The sequence below is a fragment of the Gracilibacillus alcaliphilus genome (assembly GCF_016909015.1).
GTDB lineage: Bacteria > Bacillota > Bacilli > Bacillales > Amphibacillaceae > Gracilibacillus > Gracilibacillus alcaliphilus.
Map to the genome: position 1 here is coordinate 45041 of NZ_JAFBFA010000012.1, position 23075 is coordinate 68115.

The window sequence follows — 23075 nt, forward strand, 5'->3', positions numbered from 1 at the left end:
ATCCTATATATCTATAACTGTATAAGCTTGTCTATATATTTTACAATAATACCCATCAACATCGTTCGAAAATTCTACAAAAATAAATTTTCTTTTAAAAACAGAACTATTTTTTCATAGTTATTTCCATCTATTTATTCGACAAATTACGACGTATATACCCATTTTTTGTTACAACTAGACATTATAGACTATTTAATAAAAAACACTTTCAAATCAATAATAAAATTAATTCCCATTTATTTTTATTAGTTTTATTTACCCATAATACCATGGATACTTATACCTAATTTACATAATTAATCAATTTTTAAGTGTTATTGACAATATAAGTATATTAACCTACCATATAACCAAATTCTCTACTTTTTTTTATCCTTTTTGTTATAAATGGTTACTACATGGTATATTTTTTCATGTTTAATTGACCAATATTGTCATATTTGGTACCTAACAATATCTATCTTTATTCCTAAAAAGATGCCTAGTTTATCTTTAAACGCAATCTCTTTAGTGACTGAATGTGTGCAAGATCCACATGAAATAATACATAAAAACAAAGGAGGATAGGAGTCATCTGCGAACATGTGGGAATTTATTATATAGATTTAAGAGCTTAGGAGGTATTTCATTTGAGAAATTTCGACTTTAAAAAGAAAATGGATCAAAAACAGAAAGTAAGAACTTCAAGCACTAAGAAAATGGTAACCGCAGCTGCTGCAACCGTTCTATTACTATCTACTTCTCCACTTCCAGCTGACGGCTTTATAGGGAAATATTTAACTAATTCTAGTATTGAGGTACAAGCTGCTAGTTTAGCAGAGGTGCAATTATTGACTAATGTTAATGTTACAGCTGATCTAACAGAACCTACAGAAGGTGGTCCTTATAGTCTTGATCTTGGCTTAACGGGTACAGGATTAGCAGATGTTGAGCTAGTTAATCCAGATCGAGTTGTTGTATTTAGTCTTCCAGATTTAGCTGGTAAATTAACAGCAAATGGGCAGGCGAATGTATCAGTAGAAATCCTCCCAGTAACAATGGATGACCTGCCAGTACTAGGTTCTACAATTGGCGGGTTAACAAATGCGCTAACAGGTACTGTTGGTCAAGTGCTAAGTGCTGTAGATGATTTGCAATCTAGTATTATTCCTGAAAGCTTCCTTACCATTAACGGAATTGCAGAGTTGGAATCTGCTGTAAGTGCACTAAACAATATTGATACTGCCTTAGCTGATTTACTTCAATATAATGATCAAGTCGATGTTGTGGTAAATCCAGACGGCAGTGTAGTTGTAAATTTCTCAGATGGTATTGGTCAGCATTTAGAAACTGCAGTTAATGATGTTGTTATCCAACTGTTAGAAGATGTTGTTAATGCAGTTAACGGAGTAGAAATTGCTATTTTACCAGGGGCTGAAAATATTCCTGGTGTTGGTTTGATTATTGGCGGATTAAATAATACGATTAATGGGGCACTTGGTGCATTAACAGATGTTGCAACCGAAGTAACTGGAGTTGTTGATCAGTTAGCTAATGGCACCATTGATTTGGCAACTGACCTTGCAAGTGCACAAGTTATTGGTCAAACTTCTGTTGACTTAAACTTGTCGGTAGATAACCCTGCTGGGGTAACAGGAGAAATTCCTGTATTTGGTGCAGGTGTTAGTACTGCAGTAATTGATGCACAATTATTATCCAGTTTGGAAGATCAAACTACGATTGTATTTGATGAAGATGACGATTCAGACAGCGATTCTGATTCTGATTCCGACTCTGACTCTGATTCCGATTCAGACAGTGATTCCGACTCTGATTCTGATTCCGACAGTGATTCCGACTCTGATTCTGATTCCGACAGTGATTCCGACTCTGACTCTGATTCAGACAGCGATTCCGACTCTGATTCAGACAGTGATTCCGACTCTGACTCTGATTCAGACAGCGATTCCGACTCTGATTCTGATTCCGACTCTGATTCAGACAGCGATTCCGACTCTGATTCAGACAGTGATTCCGACTCTGACTCTGATTCAGACAGCGATTCCGACTCTGACTCTGATTCAGACAGCGATTCCGACTCTGATTCAGACAGCGATTCCGACTCTGACTCTGATTCCGATTCAGACAGCGATTCCGACTCTGATTCTGATTCAGACAGTGATTCTGACTCTGATTCCGATTCTGACAGTGATTCCGACTCTGACTCTGATTCAGACAGCGATTCCGACTCTGATTCAGACAGTGATTCCGACTCTGACTCTGATTCAGACAGTGATTCCGACTCTGACTCTGATTCAGACAGTGATTCCGACTCTGACTCTGATTCAGACAGTGATTCTGACTCTGATTCCGATTCAGACAGTGATTCCGACTCTGACTCTGATTCAGACAGCGATTCCGACTCTGATTCAGACAGCGATTCCGACTCTGATTCAGACAGTGATTCCGACTCTGACTCTGATTCAGACAGCGATTCCGACTCTGATTCAGACAGCGATTCCGACTCTGATTCAGACAGTGATTCCGACTCTGACTCTGATTCCGATTCAGACAGCGATTCCGACTCTGATTCTGATTCAGACAGTGATTCTGACTCTGATTCCGATTCTGACAGTGATTCCGACTCTGACTCTGATTCCGATTCAGACAGCGATTCCGACTCTGATTCTGATTCAGACAGTGATTCTGACTCTGATTCCGATTCTGACAGTGATTCCGACTCTGACTCTGATTCAGACAGCGATTCCGACTCTGATTCAGACAGTGATTCCGACTCTGACTCTGATTCAGACAGTGATTCCGACTCTGACTCTGATTCAGACAGTGATTCCGACTCTGATTCCGATTCAGACAGTGATTCCGACTCTGATTCCGATTCAGACAGTGATTCCGACTCTGACTCTGATTCAGACAGCGATTCCGACTCTGATTCTGATTCAGACAGTGATTCTGACTCTGATTCCGATTCAGACAGTGATTCCGACTCTGACTCTGATTCAGACAGCGATTCCGACTCTGATTCTGATTCAGACAGTGATTCCGACTCTGATTCTGATTCAGACAATGATGCAGATTTAGATGGTCCGCCAATCCTAAGTGACGTGAATATTGACGGGAATAGTGACAGCGGCTATCAAATCACATTCAACTCTGATGAACGTCTAGAAGACATCTCTATTATTAATAGCAATGGAGATAAAGTGACTATTGACTACATCCTATACAATCCAATTACCGGAAACTATGTTGTTGGTATTGCAGGGGATTCTGTTACAATTGGTGATGAATTAAATATTGTAGCGACGGATGCAGACGGCGAAGTAAATGATGATCATTATGTAACAGTACCAAATGATCCTAGCAACGGTAATGGTGGATCTGGAAATGGTTCTGGATCTGACAGCGGTTCTGGTATCACTAATGGCTCTGGCAGTGGTTCAGATACTGGCAGCAAGCTTCCTGATACAGCAACTTCATTATGGATGTATGGAGTTGGCGGTATTGGCGCACTTCTAGCTGGTGTAGCTGCAAGATTGTTTGGCCGTAAGAAAAAAGAATCATAAGCATTTTATGATTCAAATCTATACTGAGAAGCAGATGCCTTGTCATTTGCTTCTCAGTTTTCAACTATTGATTCAAGGAGGCGTTCTTTGATGTCGACACTTACACCAAATAATACATCTTTATTGAAAGAAAAAATGGATCAATTATATCGATTCATCTCAGAGAAGGAGAATATTACAAAGCCTCAAGAAACTGTCTTATTTCTATCATTAGGAAATTTAGAACAACGTGCAACAGTACTGCACACTTCTGCAGATTCGTTCTCCACCGCTTGGAAAAAATTATACAAACATGCCTCAACCTATATAAAAGGCCAGAAAAGTGAGCTGTCCTATTTAAAAATAGACATTGTTACCAATATCCAACAGCTCTCCCCTGTCGAATTTATCAAAAAATTAAGCCGTACCAAAAGATATTATTTTCGATATGGTGTGAGTTTTGACAGTGAGTTCAAATATGCTTTTTTAGAACAAGAACTAAATGCAAATGCTGTATTAAAATTTGACAAAAAAAATAACCGAGCTTTTATTGATGAGAAGAATCTACAATTATACATAAAAAAACATCGCCCTACTTTGACTCCTTTAGATTTCAGTAAAGTAACTAATTTACATATTTTTCAAACGAAAGGCTATTTCTTAGATCATGATCAATGCTATGAACTGCATACAGATGAACGTAATAATGGCCGGCGCAATACAGAATTAACAAAAGAAGAACTAACTTCCATGATTAAAGGCAGTCAAGATTATCTAACCAGACTTGGCAGACCTAATGGAAAGTTTATTTATGGTTACTTTTCTTGCTTTGATCGTGAAATCGAACATTATAATACCTTACGCCACTGCAGTACACTATACGCCATGTGTGAGTCTTATGAATTTCTTCCAAACCCAGAATTAAAAATAGTTATCGAAAGAGGTATTCACTATTTAATCGAGGAGTTTATAGCTACCAATGATGATACCAAGGAAGCCTTTCTTTTGGAAAACATACCGGGCGGATTCGAGATAAAACTAGGTGGTAATTCAGCTGCCATCTTAGCGCTAACCAAATATACTACCGTATTTGATAATGAACTGTATATAGAAACTGCTAAGATGCTGGCCAATGGAATCAAACGGATGCAAAATAAAGATGGTTCCTTCTTCCACATATTAGATTTCCCTTCTTTACAAAAGAAAGAAGAGTATCGAACAATCTATTATGATGGCGAGGCTGCTTTTTCCTTAATGCGTTTATATAGTCTGACCAAAAATGACGATTATTTACAAATGGTAAAGCAAGCATTTAATCACTTTATTGCTAATGACTATTGGAAGAATCATGACCATTGGCTAAGCTATTGTACTAATGAGCTCACTATCTATTGTCCAGAGGAAAAATATTATCAGTTTGGTCTGCAAAATGTGGAAGGCAGATTAGATTATATTTATCAGCGAATCACCACCTACCCTACATTCTTGGAGTTAACTGTAGCAGCTTACCGTATGGTAGAACGTATGAAACAGACCGGTGCCAGCCACTTATTAGAACATTTTGATGAAGATAAGCTGGTAAAAACCATTCATAAACGAGCAGAGTATCAGCGGAATGGCTACTTCTATCCGGAAACAGCTATGTATCATAAGCAGCCTTCGAGGATTATTGGTGCCTTCTTTATTAGACACCACACGTTCCGTACTAGGATTGACGATGTGGAGCACAATTTGTCCGGCTATATTGAATATTATAATAATTTGCGCTAGTTCCAAAATTTTCGTTTTTCTATAAACATGTAAAAATAAACCAGCAGAAGAAATGGAAAACCAAAGCAATTCATATAGCTGCTGTTATTTAGGAAGGTGTCTGAGCATTGCAAAAGAAAAGAATATACTTTTTACATTCTGATGTAGGAAAGTCACTTACAGGTATTGAAAAATCAGCTATGGTTCGTGCAAATTTGTTTATCAACCATCTTGATATTGTTCCTACTTTTATTACAGCCAAAAAAAATCGCAATATTCAGGAAAACTGGGAGCGTTATGCGGCGAATAAAGTAGTAGATTCTCGTATACCAATGATTAACCTGTATGATCATTTACAAAAAACAGCAGAGGGGCGAAATTTGCCATCTTATGAAGTACCTAAAGAGACCCGCTATGGGTATGCGAAAGTTAACACAAAGAATAAAGATCAAATTCATTATCGAGTATTCAACTCAAATAATCAATTAGTGAAATATATCGTTTATCACTTAAATCATCATGTACATTATATCAACTACTTCCATGACGGAAAAAAAATCTACCGAGAACATTTTAATCGCTACGGACAATTGTCCCATACAGAATATTTACGTGAAGACAACAGTGTATATTTAACAGAGTACTTCGACGTCTATGGGAAGCGTGTTTTAATCAAACATGATAAAGGCCCCATTCTAGTTGCAAGTGAATATTCTGCTTTGGAGACTATTTTGAATAGTGAGCAGGAGCTCATTTTGTATTTTTTACAAAAGATCATACCAGATGAAGCAATTATTATCGTAGATCGTAATAGGCTGTACAGTTCTATCTTTACAGATATGAAGCAGCTGGATGCAAAAGTGGTCACTATTATACATTCTACCTATTTCTCAGAAAGAGAATATCGCTCCAAAATAAATGTCAACTATCAAAAGGTTTTAAACAGTCCTTACAGCTTTGACCATATTATTACCTTAACAGACAGGCAAAAACAGGATATAGAAGAGCAATTCGGTATAAAAAATCTAGTCACTATCCCACATCCTTCCCCTAACCTGACTGTTAGCCAAACAATTAGTGTACAGCCGAAGAAATTGCTCTCTATTGGCCGTTTAGCACCAGAAAAAAACATTGATCATATGCTGGAGATTCTTGCCTTAATAAAAAAAGAAATACCAGAAGTCATACTAGAATTGTACGGGAATGGGAAGGAAGAAAAAACACTAAAGCAATTAGCTAAGAAACTTGGTGTAGAGGAAAATGTCATGTTTAAGGGGTACGTAGATAATCTCTCAGATTTGTATGCTTCCAGTGACATGTTCTTATTTACAGGACAGGCAGAAGGTTTTGCCATGAGTGTATTAGAAAGTCTATCAGCCGGTTGCCCCGTATGCAGTTATGATGTGCGTTATGGCGTAAATGAAATGATTCAAGATGATAAAAATGGTTTTCTAATTGAATTTGGCGATAAGCAAACATTCGCGGATCAAGTGATTACTTATTTAAAGAAAACGGAAGCAGAGAAGAAACAATATCGTCATTTGGCCAAGGAAACTGTTTCTGATTATACAGAAGCAAAAATTGCAGCAAAATGGAAACAGCTAATTGACCATTTAAGTGAGTAACTTTTTCACTGTCACAAGAACTCCTCTCATCGAAAAAGAGGAGTTCTTTCTATTATTCTGTAAAATATCCAGCAAAGGAAGTTTGTAATTGTATGAATTGTTTTTCTTGGTTCCCCATATGTTTTTCCAACAAGCAGGTAATTTGATCTTGCTGGTTCGTTTTGATACTCTCCAATATTTGCTGATGTTCATTGATCAGCTGTTTACTTATATCTAATTCTCGCATCGCCAAAAATCGAAAACGATCAAGATGGCCGCGCATCAAATAGACCACCCGTAATAAAGTCTGATTATTGGTTAATTGAAGCAGTTTTTGATGAAAAGCCTCGTCTGTCTCGAGAAACTGTTCCATATCTTGTTGTTCGGCAGCAAACTTCTGCTCATCCAAAATGGCTGTCAACTCTCTTTCTGCCCGTAAATATGCTGGCGTTTCTTCCCATTGTTCTGCTACTAAATAGAAAGCACTTCGCTCTAAGCTCATACGCACAAAGGCACTCTCCGTCACTCTTTTTTTAGAGATCAAGGTCACTTGTTTTGTCCGTTGTGGAAGCACCTCAATTAGCCCCTCTGCAATTAAGGCATGAACGGCATCGCGGATCGGAGTCCGGCTAATGTTCATTGATTGTGCCAAATCTACTTCATGAATGGTTTGTCCTGGTTCGAATTGAAAAGTTAAAATGGCATGCCGCAATATTTGATAAGCTTGATCTCCTAAATTTTTTCCATGTGTTAAATTGTATGACAAAGTCATTCCAACCATCACCACCCTATGTTATAATTATACATGTATACACGTACACAATCAATATAGAAATTAAGAAGGTGCGATATCTTGACAGTCATTGTCCATGAAAAGCAAACAAAGATACGTAAGTATTATCTGCTATTTTTACTGATTAGTATTCTAACTATAATTCTAGCTACAGGGCTCGGTCCTGTCTCGGTTCATCCGCTGACCGTTTTAAAGATTTTAGCCAGCAAAATACCTTTACTCACCACTTTGATTGACCCAAGCTGGCAGCCTGTAGAGGCAAATATTGTACTTGAATTGCGGCTTCCAAGAGTGCTGCTAGGGATGATTGTTGGTGCTTCCCTTTCCATTACAGGTGTTACCTTGCAAGCATTGGTGCGCAATCAGTTAGCAGATCCGTTTATTCTTGGCGTCTCTTCTGGTGCTTCTGCTGCAGCAACCTTAGGAATGTTATTTGGAGTTTTTTCTTTTTTGGGCGTCTATTCCTTATCGATCAGCGCATTTCTGGGATCGTTTATCGTTATTTCATTAGTATATATGCTCTCCAAAGTGAATGGACGGGTCAATATCACACAGTTGCTGTTATCTGGCGTCGCTATCAGTTTAATAATGGAGGCCATTACACGTTTTATTACACTCAGTGCGCCAAATGCACTTGGAATACATAATGCTACCTTTTGGATGGCAGGCAGTCTAGCTGGTGCTAAATGGGCCTATTTGACCTTGCCGCTACTTGTGATGATGGTTTGTATCATTATCTTATTAATCCATCACCGAGCTTTAAACAGTTTGTTACTGGGAGATGAGACTGCCGAAACTTTAGGTTTTCAAGTTCGATTTATCCAGAAGTTATTAATCATTATTGCCTCACTGTTAGCAGGGGTAACGATTGCGGTTAGCGGTGCCATTGGTTTTGTCGGTTTAATGGTACCTCATATTACACGACTGTTAGTAGGATCTGATCATAAAAAAGTGCTGCCAATCAGTGCCATTATCGGCGGGATTCTGGTCGTCTGGACAGATGTGGCTGCCCGCCTCATTATTGCGCCAGAAGAATTACCAATTGGCGTGTTAACCGCTCTTATCGGTGGACCATTTTTTATCTGGTTACTTAGACGGAAAAATCAAAACAGAATGGAATGAAGCAAGTGAAATTAAAAGCAGAACATATTCATTTTTCTTATCAAACTCAGAATATCTTGCACGACATTAACCTGCATGCCCATGAAGGCGAATTTGTCGGCATTATCGGGCCGAATGGCAGTGGTAAATCTACCTTGCTTAAAAACATTTATCGCAGCCTCCAGCCTAATTCTGGTGTCTTTTATTTAGATGGTGTCCATTATCAAGATATTAAAGTGAAAGAACTGGCTCAAAAATTAAGTGTGATTGGACAAGAAAATACACTTCCGTTTGACTTTTCAGTGAAAGAGATTGTTGCAATGGGTCGAAGTCCTCATAAGAAACTCTTTGAGTCAGATACCCAGCAAGATACAGATATTATTATCGAATCCTTACGCAAAGTAGAGATGGATGACAAACGAAATCGCAATTATTTACAGCTATCTGGCGGTGAGAAGCAACGTGTCTTATTGGCAAGGGTTCTGGCACAACAAACAGACTTTCTGATATTAGATGAACCAACGAATCATTTGGATATCTACCACCAAATGAAACTATTTGACTTAATCAAAGGCTTGAGGATTACGGTTCTTTCAGCTATCCATGACTTAAATATGGCTGCTCTTTACTGTGACCGTCTCTATGTGATGAATGATGGGGCAATCTATACCTCTGGTAAACCAGAGGACATATTAACTGAACAATTGCTTCAAGAGGTTTTCCACCTTCGGGCAGACGTTGCGACACATCCAGTCACAAATAAACAAATAATTACCTTTATACCAGAACATATTACTAACAAAGGAGCGAAATAAATGAAAAAAATAAGTCTGATCGGATTATTAGTCACCATCCTTTTAGCGACAGTTGCATGTTCCAACCAAGAACAGTCGAATGAAGCCACTCCAGCATCTGAGGCTTCCTTTACCCTCGATAATTATGACAGAGAAGTGACTATTACCGGCATACCTGAAAAGGTATTGACATTCGGCCCTAACACAACAGAATTAATGATTGGATTAGGTTTGCAAGACAAAGTAATTGGCAATACTCTCAACAACCACAGCCGTGGGGCTTTACCAGAGTATAAAGAAGCCTATGACAAAATTCCTGAACTGAATTATGGATCGGCCACACGCGAGGCTGTCTTAACCAGCGGTGCTGATTTTATTTACGGGATAGATTGGGAATTTGGCGAGGAAGCCATCGATTTAGAAGAATTAAATCAATATGAGATAACGGCTTATCTAAACAGTGCTACCACCTTAGAAGAAATCTATCAAGAAATCTCTGATATAGGAAAAATTTTTGCTGTAGAAGATCAAGCAGATGATTTTATCATCGATCAACAAACACGTATTGAAGCCATGGAAGAAAAATTGGCAGTAACAGAGCCAGTCAACGTACTGATTTACGATAGCGGCGGTGAAGGTGTCTTTACGGCTGGTGGAGATAATTTTGAAACAGTGTTAATCGAAGCTGCTGGTGGAAAGAATATCTTTGATGATATAACCGATAAACAATGGAGTACGGTTAGCTATGAAGAAGTTATTTCCCGTGATCCAGACGTAATTCTGATCCATGATTATGATGTTCCGTCTTTAGAAGAAAAAATAGCAGAAATCAAAAGCAACCCTGCTTTATCAGAACTGGAGAGTGTGAAGCAAGAACGCTTTGTAACCATTTCTTTGGAAAGCGTGCTTCCTGGTGCCAGAATGGCCTATGCCGTGGAAGAATTGGCAGCAGGGTTTCATCCTGAATTATTTGAATGAATTAAAAATGGAGAACTTCGCTAAAAGAAGCCTCCATTTTTTTACTATTAGTGCGTGTTCAAAAAGTTCGATAAAAAGGACCATCTTCGGTTAAGTTCGCAACATCATGTTGCAACACCGATACTAGTACATCCTGTACGTCGGCAGGCTAACGCCATGACGTCCTGTCATAACGCCTGCACTAGTACGTCCTGTACGTCGAAAGTTCAAGGCGGCGCAGCCTTTGAGCAGCTGGTCTTGCACGCAGGAAAAGTGATCTTCTTTTCTAAGGAACGGAGCGTATGCTTTTAATACGTGAGTAGCGGACTTGCACAGGATTGTGTTGACTTCTGCGTTGCCCACACGATGTGGGTGATCTTAGTAGAAGTTCCCCTGCCGCCAACGCTGAAATTCGCCGTGTCATTTTGATTGGACTTTTTGAACAACCTCTATTATCCTTTTACCCCGCCTGCAGTAATCCCTTCAACCAAATACTTTTGGAAAAACATGAAAATCAGCAATTGCGGAAGGATAGACGCTACAGACATCGCAAACATTGGCCCCCATGCCGATACAGAGGAAGGATCAGAGAACATTTGTAATCCAAGCGCAACGGTATACAGTTTGGTATCATTTAAATAAATTAATGGCGTCATAAAGTCATCCCATGTCCAATAGAAGGAAAAGATGGCTACTGTAGCCAATGCTGGTGTTGTGAGCGGCAAGATAACCCGCCAAAAGATGCCGAATGTACTGCATCCGTCCATATAAGCCGCCTCATCCAATTCATGCGGAATCCCTCTAATAAATTGAATCATCAAAAAGATAAAGAATGGTGTCCCGCCGATAAATGCAGGTACAATCAACGGCATATAAGTGTTTACCCAACCTAGATTATGAAACAAGATATACTGTGGTATTAACGTTACCTGTGATGGCAGCATTAACGTAATAATCATACAGACAAATAATGGTGTGCGAAAACGGAACTTTACCCTGGCAAATCCAAATGCTACTAATGCAGAAGAGAATAGTGTTCCGATTACTACCATTGTAGTCACAAAGCCAGAATTCAAAAAGAATGTACTAAATGACAAACCCCCAAAACCTTGCCAGCCTTGTGCATAGTTTTCCCATTTAAAAATAGAAGGAATTAAGGAAGCCGAATTACGGAAAATTTCATTTTCTGGTTTTAGTGAACTAGCAATCGTCCAAAAGATTGGATAGATCATCAATAAGCCAATAATCCAGATGGAACCATGGTAGATCACCGTTTTGATATTTTTTCTTCGCTTCATCCTTATTTCCCTCCTTCCGATTCATAATGTACCCAGCTGCCGGCCGAACGGAAAATAAAGGCTGTAAATATGGCACAAATGATTAACAATACCCATGCTAATGCCGAGGCATAACCCATATCAAAGTGACCAAATGCTTTTTCGTATAGGTAGACAGCGTAGAATAATGTTTTGTCCATTGGTCCACCTTGGGTTATCAAGAAACTCTGTGTAAAGGTCATAAACCCTTGAATCGTCTGCATCACTAAGTTAAAGAAGATAACAGACGATAACATCGGTAATGTTATTTTAAAGAACTGATGAAAAGGATTCGCTCCATCTACAGCAGCTGCTTCATATAATTCTGTTGGTATCGCTTTCAATCCTGCCAAGAAGATCAACATTGGGGAACCAAATTGCCATACTACTAAAAGAATTAAGGTAGAAAGAGCAAAATCAGGACTGGTTACCCAGCTGATGGATGGAATTCCAAATACACTAAGTATATCGTTAATCGCACCATCGCGGCCAAATAGCTGTTTCCATACAACAGCTATTGCCACACTGCCGCCTAGAATAGATGGTATATAATAAAGGGTACGGTAAATACCTACGCCCTTGCGTTTCGTATTAAAAAGCATGGCTACAAATAAGGCAAAAGCCAATTTCAAAGGCACACTTACAAATACAAAAATCAACGTAACTTTTAATGCTTGTATAAATCTCACATCATTAGTAAACATTTGTATATAGTTACCTAAGCCAATCCATGTTGGTTCTGTTAATAAATCATAGTTAGTGAACGAGAAATACAAAGATGCGATCATCGGACCGATAATAAAACATAAAAAACCAATTAACCATGGTGCAATAAATGCAAGACCGACTAGGTCTGTTTTCCATTGTTTATGAAGCTTTCCCTTACTCTGACCGGACACTTGAACTTGCTCTGCCACTTGATACACCTCCACTAATGAAAGGGAAAGTCATCTCTTCATTAAAGATGACTCCCCTATTCTATTGCTTATTTATTCTTAGATAAAATGTCGGTTGCCTTGGTTCTGAAATTCGCTGCTGCATCCTCTGGGGATATTTCTCCATAATAAATCGGATCTGCTACCTCATTTTGGAATAAGGTTTCAATTTCTGTAGAACCTTGTGCATCTGGAGGATCAATCTCACGGCTGTATTCTTCTGCCAATTCTACATATTCAAACATCTTTGTACCAGACTCATCTGCCTGTTCTTTTAAATGTTCCCGAACGGATGTAGCAATTGGCACACCACGTTCTGCATTTAAAATTTCATTGGCTTCGATATTATTAGTAAAGAAATCAAGGAACTTCGCCGCTTCTTCTTGTTGTTGTGAAGTTTCAGCTATCGAAAAGAATTGTCCCGGTTTAATATAATGCCCCAGCTCTCCTCCTTCTAATGAAGGCTGTAGCATTAAATCTATCTGTCGACCTGCTGCTGCTTCCATAGCAATGATTTGGTTACTATGAATATCTGCAAGAATTGCTGTATCTCCATTTACTATTGGAGATTGTTCGATGCTTGCCCCAGCTGCCATAAATACATCTGGCGGAGCCGCTGCTCCTGATTCCAACATATCCACTGTTATTTGTAAATAATCAATTAACAATTGATCATCGTCATAACCTAAATCTGTTCCTTCTTCATTGTATAACCATTGATTATGTTGCCTTAAATAATGCTTAAAGCCCATGATGCCGGCATGTGGGTGTATACCATATACATTATCATCTGTATTATCTGAAATTTCTTTCCCTATTTCTTGTAGATCTTCCCATGTATATCCTGGTTCTAACGGTTCTACACCAGCCTCCTCAAGTATTGCATTATCAACTGCTATGGCATGGGCATTAGCTCCAATATTCAGGGCATATAACTTACCGTCAATCTTCCCACCATCGATATATAAATCTTCCACATCACTAAGATCGAGTGAACCATTCTCTACATATGGGTTCATATCAGCTAATAGACCTCGGCCTACATATTCCGCTAAGTATTTATAATCCATTTGGATAATATCTGGAAGGTTCCCGCCAGCTGCTTGGGTAGCTATTTTCTCCCAATACCCATCCCATCCGGAAAATTCCGCTGAGATATTCACATGTGGATTTTCTTCCATATATAAATCAATAACTTCTAAAGTCCGATCATGACGTTCTTGTGACCCCCACCACATCATCCTTAAATTTACTTCGTCTGAATCCCCGCTGCTTTCACCAGCTGAATCCTTATTAGATCCACAAGCTGCTAATACCATTAACATAAACACGGCCATCATCAATAACCACTTTTTACTTCGTTTACTCATTGTCATGCTCTCCTTTTTTACTTTTTTATAAAATGAAATTTCTTCGCTATCATTGCTTTACAGTTTGCTGAGAGCTCATTCTCTGTTGTAACTCGCTCACATGTTCAATAGCTGTTTTTCCAAAGATCATCACGATAAAACTGACTAAGCTGATTCCAACGGTTAACAGCAATTGCGGAAAGACCAACATGATATATATGGTTCCTGCTAGAGAGATAGCCATCACTATCGTTTTAAACGGATGAAGCATGCCAATGATAAGGGCTTGTTTGAAACAACCAACTACTGAGAGCGAATAGTGAACATAAACCGGCAAGATATATAATACCGTTATCATGTACCAAACGGATAAGATATAGAAGAAAACGCTCACATAAAAACTCCAGCTACTAGCACTTGCCATAAAGAATTGTAAATCAAAATAAATAACTGCACCAATTACTACTAACATCCAGGCCAGTAAATTGGATTGCCGAAAGTGCTGTTTATACTCCTGCCAAAACACACCCCTAATCGATACAACCTGCTTTTCTTCTATTAAACGCTGCTGGATCCGATAGACGGCAACCGTTGCAGGTGCAGCACCAAATATCCCTAATCCTAACAATGTAAATACTAGCCATAATATTTGCAAATAAATGAAATGAAGAAAATATATACAAAATGTACGCACCATTTCGGTCAGCCTCTCTAAAAACATTGGATACCTCCTTGTTATTTTGTCGTTATTCTTTTAAAATAAAGTGAGTCTAACATCAGCAGATATCTTTCTACTGATGAAGAGCGAAACTTATCAAGATGTTAGCCTCCCCTGCTTCTTAGCACTGGAAGAAATGGCTGCTGAACACCGCGATAAATTGTATACTCAAAACTTATCTTTAGTATAGCGATTCGACATTGCGAAAAAAGGGCTTCCAATACTTATTTCCACTCATTATTAAAGCGTTTACATATAAAAGGTATCTTTTTTTAAGATAAATGAATAAAAGATACCTTTTTGCGATCGTAGAAAGGAGTATGTTTCATGTATAAAATTCTATTGGTGGATGATGAGAAGGAAATTCGTTATGGATTAAAAAACTATTTTCCATGGGGACAGTTGGGTTTTGAAGTTGTCCATCACTGCGAAAATGGGGAGTTGGCACTGGATTATCTGAAAAAACATGATGTGAATGTGGTCTTAACCGATATTCGCATGCCAGTAGTAGATGGCCTCCAGCTTGCCAAGCAACTGGATACCAAGTATGCGCATATTCACACGATTATTCTCAGCGGGTATAAAGATTTCCAATATGCCAAGGAGGCGATAAAATACGGGGTAAAGGATTACATCATTAAACCTGGCAAATACGAAGAAATGCATGAAGTATTCTCACAGCTAAAGAAAGAGTTAGATACCAGTTCCTTTTCTAACAAAGGAGACAATAGTTATACAGATAACATTATTCAGACCATTAAAAACTATGCCGAAGAAAATTATGCAGATATTTCTCTGGACGACCTGGCCGAGCTGTGTAAGATGTCTCCCAACTATATTAGTACCTTTTTCAAGGAAAAAACCGGCACCAATTTCTCTACTTATATTACGGACTTGCGCATGAGGAAAGCGATGGAAATGTTGGACGACTTTCACTATAAAACCTATGAGATTAGCAGCCTCGTCGGTTATAATAATCCGAAAAACTTTACTCGTATGTTTAAGAAGTATTATGGCATGACACCAAGAGATTACCGCAAACAGGAAATAACACATAAAGAACCATGATGAGTAAAATTCTATTAAAAAATATTATTTTGTTTTTATTTCCGGTTTTAATTCCTGTATTTATCCTTGGGTCATTTGCTATTTTTATTACAGACAAATATATGAAAGAATCGATCACTTCCAATAACCTGAATGTGCTTCAACAATTAGAACAACAAACGAGTTTAGTATTAAATGAAATGCACTTGCTTCATTTAGATTATAATTGGAATCCAGAAATTATTTTGTCCCTGCAGAATATGCTAGATTCCGAATTTTTAACTTTTCGTCAACGGAGTAATTTACAATATGGGGAAGGTACATTAAGACGAAAGGAAATCGCAACACCTTATATTGATTCGATCTATGTCTTTTATGCCAACAAGAATAATAATGTACTTACTTCCAATCTAGGTGTTACTTCACTTGACTCAATGTATGATGACGACTGGTTGGACGAGTTTAACAGTCAATCTACGAAACAGGATTTATGGATCAAGACGCGGAATCTGCAAAAATATTCTTTTGTCGAACCAGAACCTGTCATTACGGTGTATCAAAATATTTTCAAGACAAATTCCAAAACAGCAGAAGGTCTGATTGTTTTAAATATTAATCAAAGTTATTTCGAGAATCTTATCAATGAATTGTATCATTATTATGATCAGCGAATTTTTGTGCTGGATGAGAATAATCAATTGCTTTATCAAAATGATTCTAATCAAAAATTCGCACCCTCTGAGCTGCCGTTAGCCAAGACAGATGAAACCTACTCTTTTCGACATAATGGAGAAACATATATTATCAACCAAATTTTCTCAAATGATTATAATTTACGCTATGTGTCAATAACAGAAGATAATGTGATCTTCGGGATTCCTAATCAATTAAGGCTATCAACGTTTCTATTAGTGCTGTTGTCACTAATACTGGGGACAGCAACGATCTATTATTTATCGCAGAAAAATGCTAAACATGTCTCTCAAATTATGGCTACACTTAATACCAGTAACTCAGAATCACTCACAAAGAAATTATCCTTTAAAGATAATGAATACCAGGTGATTGTACAACAAATTTTAGAAAATTATGTAAAACAAAGCAATTTGGAACGAGAACTGAAGGACAAGCAATATCAGCTGCAGTCAGCGGAACTGCTTGCCTTACAAAATCAGGTCAACCCGCATTTTTTATCCAATACCTTAACAATTATTTATTGGCGCGCCATGTCTCTGACGGGACAGCCAAATAAAGTAACCAAGATGTTAGAAACATTAACCGATATTCTGAATTTCTCACTGCGTATTAAACAATCAACGGTCACATTAAGAGAAGAAATTCATCATACAAAAAATTACTTGGAGATTATCAAAATTCGCTCAGACGATCCATTTACCATTGACTGGGATTACGATGAAGAACTGCTGGAAAAACAAGTATTAAAATTTATGCTCCAGCCTATTATTGAAAATAGTCTAACTCATGGGATGGATCATTATAGTAACCAAGGGCTATCGATTAAAATCAAAATAAAGGCCAAAAACGATCAAATCCATGTAACCATTACCGATAATGGCAAAGGCATGTCCAAAGAAAAGCTTCGGTACTTACAATGGAAGGCACAAGCAGAGGATTTATCAACGGAACATATCGGTGTAGCCAATACTCATAAACGACTGCGGCTAATCTTTAACAATCAATACCGCTTTATCATTCGGAGCAAAAAAGGATGGGGAACTTCTATTACGATTGTTCATCCGTTAGAGGATATATAGCAAATGTTTAACGATGTTGAGGCAAGCTAGGGCTTGCCTCTGTATAATAACTATCTTATTTTAATAGTAGAATAAAAATTTTTTTATGTTCATCTATATTCCAAGCTTGTCATATCTATTTTCAAAATTGGATTGTTGATATGTAAAAGTAACAAGGCATTTTATCGCTGTAACATTACATATTCTATTTCACACTCCCACTAGTCAAACCTTGAAGGAAATATCTTTGAATAAATAAAAATACAATAATTAAAGGAAGACTGCCTAAGATAGATAAAGCCATTAATTGGTTCCATTCCGTAGTAAATTCTCCCATTAACATTCCAATGCCAACAGTCAAAGGTCTAGCATTATTATTTTGAGTTAGCACAATTGCGAATAGGTATTCGTTCCATGCAAGTATAAATGTATAGATAGCCATAGCTATTAATCCCGGCAAACTAGGAGGCAAAATCACACTAAAGAAAGTTCTATATAAACCACAACCATCTATCTTAGCAGCATCGTCTAATTCTCTCGGAATGCTATTCATGAAGTCTCTCATCATAAGAATAGCAAATGGCAACGCAAAAGAAGTGTAAGCAATGATTAAGGCAATATATGAATTATACAAACCTAAGCTTGAAATTACTAAGAAGTAAGGTATAGCTAATAACACCATTGGAAACATTTGAGTCAGCAAAGTATAAATCACTAAGTACTTTTTTCCTTTATATGAGAACCTGGATAAACCAAAGCCAGCAAGTGCTGCAAATAATACACATATACAAGTTACCGATAATGCAATGATGTAACTATTTATAAAAAGCTGAAACATATCAGAGTTATTAAAAATTTGAATATACGCCTGTATATTAGGCTCATCAGGTATAATTTGCAATGGTAACCTGAATACATCTACATTGTCCCTGATTGAAATTAAAAACATCCAAATAATCGGTGACAAGATTAATAATGTACCTAAAGTTAAACATACATATATCGAGAGAGGCTTTAGCTTCATATTAATCTTCCCTCCTTATTATTGCTCGCACATAGAAAACAGCAAATATCAGCATAAAAATTAACATATAAATTGAAATTGCTGAAGCGAAACCGAAGTCTAAATTTTGAAAAGCTTTAAAATATACATAAGTTGAAAGTATCTCTGTAGAATTTACTGGACCTCCACCTGTCATAATATAAATTAAATCGAATGTACGGAAAGTCCAAATTAATTCTAAGGTAGTTACGGTTAGTAAAATACCCTTAATCTGTGGTAATGAGATGAGAAAGAATCTTTTTAGTTGTGTTGCCCCGTCTACTTCAGCGGCCTCTAAAGTATCTTCAGGTATGGTTTGAAAAGCTGCTAGTATCATTAACATAGCAAAAGGAAAACCACGCCAAACATTCGCTAATATAACACCGAACAATGCAAATCGCTCATCACTTAACCACGGGATTCCGCTTTCTAAGATCCCACTATTTACAAGAATTACATTTACCAGACCAAATGGCGATAACAATAAAACCCAAATAGAACCAACTACCGCACTTGATAACAACCACGGAAACATAACGATTGACCTAAAAAAACTTCTAACTTTCTGATTAATCTTTTGATTCAACAGAATGGCAAAAATCATTCCCGTAATAATAACTAATGTCACAGAAAGAATAGTAAACAAAAGAGTATTTCTTAAAGCAATCCAAAAAATTGAATCTTTAAATACAAGAATATAATTTTCTATTCCAGAAAAAACAGGGTTACCATAATCTTGGAAGTCAAACAAGCTCATCTCTATTACCAAATATAAAGGGTATATAGTTAATAGAATTAAAACACTCATTGCTGGTAGTATAAAAGATATTTTTATAGCACGTTCTTTGAGAATACTTTTTTTCATCAGCAGTACCCCTCCAAGTAGGACGATTTCATATCGCTATAATCCGGAAAAATAGGTGCTTACCAAGAAACACCATTAGCTTCTTGAATAAGCACACCTATTTTATTTATTCATATTTCTCAAATATTTCATCCCATGCTTGTGCTGCATCATCCAATGCTTCCTGAGCAGTCTTATCCCCTTTTAAATAATTTTGAATTTCATTTATCATCGCTTTTCTCATCACTGTACTCTCAGGCATTTGTAAATCCGGATTGACCGGCTCTATTTCAATGCTTTGGTCAGCAAATACTTTCAATAAGGGATCACCTTGAATAAAATCTGCTTCCAATGCAATTTTGTTATGAGGAAGTTGATTAGTGACCTCTGCCCACTTTTCCTGTATATCCGGTTGCATCATATATTCAATAAATAACCATGCTTCCTCTTTGTTTGTACTAGTTGAAGAAATTCCTAGTGCTCCACCACCTGCAACTGTCCCTTTGGTGGCACCTTCAGGCATTGCAGTTACTCCAAAATCTAAATCTGGATTAGCCGATTGTTGAATACCAATTCCCCATGGACCATCAAACATAAATGCCGTCGTCTCTGCACTAAAGTTAGATCGCTTATCTTGCTCTGTACCAGATAATTCACCTGGGGTTGCAAGGCTATGTTCCTTGATCAAATCTCCATAGAATTCTAAAGCGCTTACACCTTCCTCTGTATTAAAACCTGCTCGACCATCTTTTATTAATTCTACACCTGCCTGTAACATAAATGGCCATACTTCTGTATTTACAGTTGATGGAGGCTCTGCTGCTATATTTCCGGTAAAAGCATATTGGTTTTTAGAAGGATCTGTTAATGCAATACTAGCTTCTAAATACTCCTCCCATGTAGCAGGCGGTTCAATCCCCGCCTCTTCTAACATCCGCTTATTATAAAATAATGCTGTATTGCCTGTCATCAATCCCATAACATAGTGTTGATCTTGCCAAGGGGTCCAATATGGTCCATTGTTACTTTCTTGAAATTCCTCAGATTGCTGCTCATAATATTCATCTAATGGATGGAGGATACCTGAAGCTGCAAACTCTGCTACCCATGGAGACGATAAAGCTATTACATCAGGTGCGATTTCACCGGCATGGGTGGTCAAGATTTTAGAATGCACTTCATTAAAAGGCATATCCTCTATTATTAAATCTATTTCAGGATATTTTTCTTCAAAGCCTGATTCAATCTCTTCAAAAAATTCTGTACCTTGTTCACCCTGTTCACCTCTCCACCATTGAAGCCATGTAATTTCTTTTTTTTCATTATCTGAAGCTGCATTTCCATTGGGCTCAGTCTCATTAGCAGATTCATTCTCATTATTTGTCATCTGCGCAGAACAACCGGAAGCTACAAGTAATAGTAACCATACAAACAACAGCAATTTACCAATATTAATTATTTTCATAATCCCATCTTCTCCTCATAGATAGATTTATAATCCTATAAGATAATTAAAAGATTTATCATCACTCCTTTCATACATAATTATTACCTAACCAAGCTAGTTCCAAATCTTCATGACCAATGATTGGATAGATATACTCTTTAAATGCAACAGTTGGCACCAATTTGTCAGCATTCCAAAATTCTTTATCTAAAGATCGTTCCACACCTGCAATTTGATGCAGTTCATGCCATCCTATTGTATATAAATAAGGATCGGAACTTACTCTATTAATGTTTACCATACCTCCTGAATAGCCTTGTAAACCATGCTGTATCGCTGCTTCACCAAGACTATATGCACAATTACAATCCAATGGTAAATGAACTCCTGGCGTAATTCTGAATAACATATTGGGCACAGTAATCTTTGACTCATATCCAAGATTTTCACTGATTAGCTTGGCAATAATAGCGCTTATCCCACCTTTATTGCTTCTAACTTCATCCTGAGATATGAAACTATTATCGGTAAGATTAGTTATCTGCATATGATCTGGTACAGTCACAATGATACTTCTATTAACATTTTTGTAAGCGCTGTCTATTTTTTGTAAAATTTCCTCCACACTGATTTGATGCGTTGGGAAAAAAGCCAGATCTGGAATTCCGGTATGTTCTTTATATAAGTTAGCGGATATAGACAGCCAAGACTGGTTTCCACCCATAATTTCAATTAGTTCCACTCTTTTATTTTGCTTCAATGATAGAATATCTTTTGCTATTAATGGAATTAAAGTACTCGTAAATTTTGCAGCACTAGGATAACCTGGTGAAAAGTCTGTTCCTAATAAATCATTGTCTATTGTTTTCGGGATATGAACAAATTTAATATCTATACTATGTGTCTCTGCATATTCATTAAATTTTAGTATGGTTCGAGAAGATCCATTTCCACCAATGTAACAAAATATTTTCACTTTTAGTTTTTGCAGGAATGTAAATATTTCGGCTAATTCCTCTTCTTTCAATGGATGCCTTGATGTACGCAATACTGCCCCAGGCTGTTGTGTAGATTGTTTAATTGCCGTATGGTTATGGTTTAAGACAGTGATATTATTTGATAGTAATCCTTCTATTCCATAATGTACGCCATATATTTTGTCAATTAGATCAGAATTCAGACTGGACTCAAGAAACCCTAATACGGAATGATTAATTACAGGAGTCGGCCCGCCTGACTGCCCTATCATAACATTTATTCTTTTCATCTATTCACATCCTTTAGAATTTATCCATTTCTTGGAGCTACAATTAAATGACATAGACTTTGTAAATTCTTTTTTGTTTCCATATCAATACCGTCATCTACTATTACTGTATGTGTCTTTGATAACGCTGCTATTTGAATGGTGCTTTCCTTATTTAGCTTAGACGAATCTACTAACCAAATTACTTCTTTGCCTGATTTCAACAACTGAGACTTTACTTCAGCCTCTAAAATATCGTTTCCTGAAAAGCCTCTATTTAAGGATAGAGCTGAAATACCTAAAAACACCTTATCCGCAACAACTTGCATTAAAATACCATTCATCAATGGGTTTAGTAATGTAGTAGTTCGCGACCTAAATACCCCTCCTGTAATAATTGTTTGTATACCACTTCTTCCTTCAAGCTCTTCAGCTATATTTATTGCTGTTACTATAGCAGTTACACCTTCAACATCCTTTATATTTTTTGCTAATTCCATTGCTGTAGAGCCTGCATCAATCACGATTGTTTCATTAGGCTTTATTAGTGAGGCTGCACACTTTCCGATTTCAGCCTTTCCTTTTTGGTTTGCTATAGACTGTCGATAATATCTCTCATTTAAAAAATTTGTATCCTTATGTGTCTGTGGATCTAGCCACTTAGCTCCTCCTCTAATACGAATGATTTGATTTTCTTTATCTAGTAATTCAAGATCACGCCTTATCGTAATCTCAGAAACATTTAATTTCTTTGCCAAATCACTTATAAATACTTTATTTTCTTTTTTTATAATCTCCAATAACTCATCTCTTCTTTCATTTACTTCCATATTG

18 protein-coding genes are annotated in these 23075 nt (G+C 37.2%); 8 read left to right on the top strand and 10 right to left on the bottom strand.

What is annotated here, in order from left to right; translation table 11 throughout:
- Positions 1-632: 632 nt before the first annotated feature.
- The 3 genes from JOD18_RS24785 to asp1 all read left to right on the top strand — a co-directional run bounded on the left by JOD18_RS24785 (position 633) and on the right by asp1 (position 6919).
- Positions 633-3566 (top strand): adhesive domain-containing protein, encoded by a 2934-nt coding sequence (locus JOD18_RS24785; RefSeq protein WP_420827799.1) that lies wholly within the window; start codon positions 633-635, stop codon positions 3564-3566.
- Between the two features lie 90 nt (positions 3567-3656).
- Complete coding sequence (locus JOD18_RS10735) at positions 3657-5315, top strand: hypothetical protein (protein ID WP_204669029.1); 1659 nt, start codon at positions 3657-3659, stop codon at positions 5313-5315.
- A gap of 107 nt (positions 5316-5422) precedes the next feature.
- Positions 5423-6919, top strand: coding sequence for an accessory Sec system glycosyltransferase Asp1 (asp1, locus tag JOD18_RS10740; protein ID WP_204669030.1), 1497 nt, complete (start codon positions 5423-5425; stop codon positions 6917-6919).
- 52 nt (positions 6920-6971) lie between these two features.
- On the opposite strand, the gene JOD18_RS10745 is transcribed toward asp1, so the two are convergent.
- The gene (locus JOD18_RS10745) at positions 6972-7670 is read right to left on the bottom strand and encodes a GntR family transcriptional regulator (protein ID WP_239588059.1); all 699 of its coding nucleotides are present in this window, start codon (positions 7668-7670) and stop codon (positions 6972-6974) included.
- Positions 7671-7751: 81 nt separating this feature from the next.
- On the opposite strand from JOD18_RS10745, the gene JOD18_RS10750 reads away from it, so the two are divergent.
- From JOD18_RS10750 to JOD18_RS10760, 3 genes are read left to right on the top strand one after another with little or no spacing between them, the layout of a single operon-like run.
- Positions 7752-8813 carry a FecCD family ABC transporter permease gene (locus tag JOD18_RS10750; RefSeq protein ID WP_239588060.1) on the top strand — a complete coding sequence of 354 codons (1062 nt, stop codon included), beginning with the start codon at positions 7752-7754 and terminating at the stop codon, positions 8811-8813.
- Positions 8814-8818: 5 nt separating this feature from the next.
- On the top strand, positions 8819-9607 hold the full coding sequence (locus JOD18_RS10755) for a heme ABC transporter ATP-binding protein (RefSeq protein ID WP_204669032.1): 789 nt from the start codon (positions 8819-8821) through the stop codon (positions 9605-9607).
- Entirely contained in the window at positions 9608-10564 is a 957-nt protein-coding gene (locus tag JOD18_RS10760; protein ID WP_204669033.1) for an ABC transporter substrate-binding protein, read from the top strand. It begins immediately after the preceding gene.
- 431 nt (positions 10565-10995) lie between these two features.
- Here the strand turns inward: JOD18_RS10760 and JOD18_RS10765 are convergent, their stop codons facing one another.
- From JOD18_RS10765 to JOD18_RS10780, 4 genes are all read right to left on the bottom strand, one after another.
- Positions 10996-11841, bottom strand: coding sequence for a carbohydrate ABC transporter permease (locus JOD18_RS10765; RefSeq protein ID WP_204669034.1), 846 nt, complete (start codon positions 11839-11841; stop codon positions 10996-10998).
- Between the two features lie 2 nt (positions 11842-11843).
- Entirely contained in the window at positions 11844-12758 is a 915-nt protein-coding gene (locus JOD18_RS10770; RefSeq protein ID WP_420827800.1) for a carbohydrate ABC transporter permease, read from the bottom strand.
- Between the two features lie 86 nt (positions 12759-12844).
- Entirely contained in the window at positions 12845-14164 is a 1320-nt protein-coding gene (locus JOD18_RS10775) for an ABC transporter substrate-binding protein (protein ID WP_204669036.1), read from the bottom strand.
- Between the two features lie 49 nt (positions 14165-14213).
- Entirely contained in the window at positions 14214-14864 is a 651-nt protein-coding gene (locus JOD18_RS10780; RefSeq protein WP_204669037.1) for a YesL family protein, read from the bottom strand.
- Between the two features lie 324 nt (positions 14865-15188).
- Here JOD18_RS10780 and JOD18_RS10785 point away from each other — a divergent pair, with 324 nt between their 5' ends.
- Both JOD18_RS10785 and JOD18_RS10790 read left to right on the top strand, forming a co-directional pair.
- On the top strand, positions 15189-15929 hold the full coding sequence (locus tag JOD18_RS10785; RefSeq protein ID WP_204669038.1) for a response regulator transcription factor: 741 nt from the start codon (positions 15189-15191) through the stop codon (positions 15927-15929).
- Positions 15929-17683, top strand: a complete 1755-nt coding sequence (locus JOD18_RS10790; RefSeq protein ID WP_204669039.1) for a sensor histidine kinase — start codon at positions 15929-15931, stop codon at positions 17681-17683. Before JOD18_RS10785 ends, JOD18_RS10790 begins: the two co-directional genes overlap by 1 nt.
- A gap of 184 nt (positions 17684-17867) precedes the next feature.
- Here the strand turns inward: JOD18_RS10790 and JOD18_RS10795 are convergent, their stop codons facing one another.
- The 5 genes from JOD18_RS10795 to JOD18_RS10815 form a co-directional block, all read right to left on the bottom strand.
- The gene (locus tag JOD18_RS10795; protein ID WP_204669040.1) at positions 17868-18686 is read right to left on the bottom strand and encodes a carbohydrate ABC transporter permease; all 819 of its coding nucleotides are present in this window, start codon (positions 18684-18686) and stop codon (positions 17868-17870) included.
- 1 nt (position 18687) lies between these two features.
- Positions 18688-19569 carry a carbohydrate ABC transporter permease gene (locus tag JOD18_RS10800; RefSeq protein WP_204669041.1) on the bottom strand — a complete coding sequence of 294 codons (882 nt, stop codon included), beginning with the start codon at positions 19567-19569 and terminating at the stop codon, positions 18688-18690.
- Positions 19570-19675: 106 nt separating this feature from the next.
- A complete protein-coding gene (locus JOD18_RS10805) occupies positions 19676-21013 on the bottom strand; it encodes an ABC transporter substrate-binding protein (protein ID WP_204669042.1) in 1338 nt (445 codons plus the stop codon).
- 70 nt (positions 21014-21083) lie between these two features.
- Positions 21084-22262 carry a diphosphate--fructose-6-phosphate 1-phosphotransferase gene (locus JOD18_RS10810; protein WP_204669043.1) on the bottom strand — a complete coding sequence of 393 codons (1179 nt, stop codon included), beginning with the start codon at positions 22260-22262 and terminating at the stop codon, positions 21084-21086.
- 20 nt (positions 22263-22282) lie between these two features.
- On the bottom strand, positions 22283-23071 hold the full coding sequence (locus JOD18_RS10815) for a DeoR/GlpR family DNA-binding transcription regulator (RefSeq protein ID WP_204669044.1): 789 nt from the start codon (positions 23069-23071) through the stop codon (positions 22283-22285).
- Positions 23072-23075: the final 4 nt, after the last annotated feature.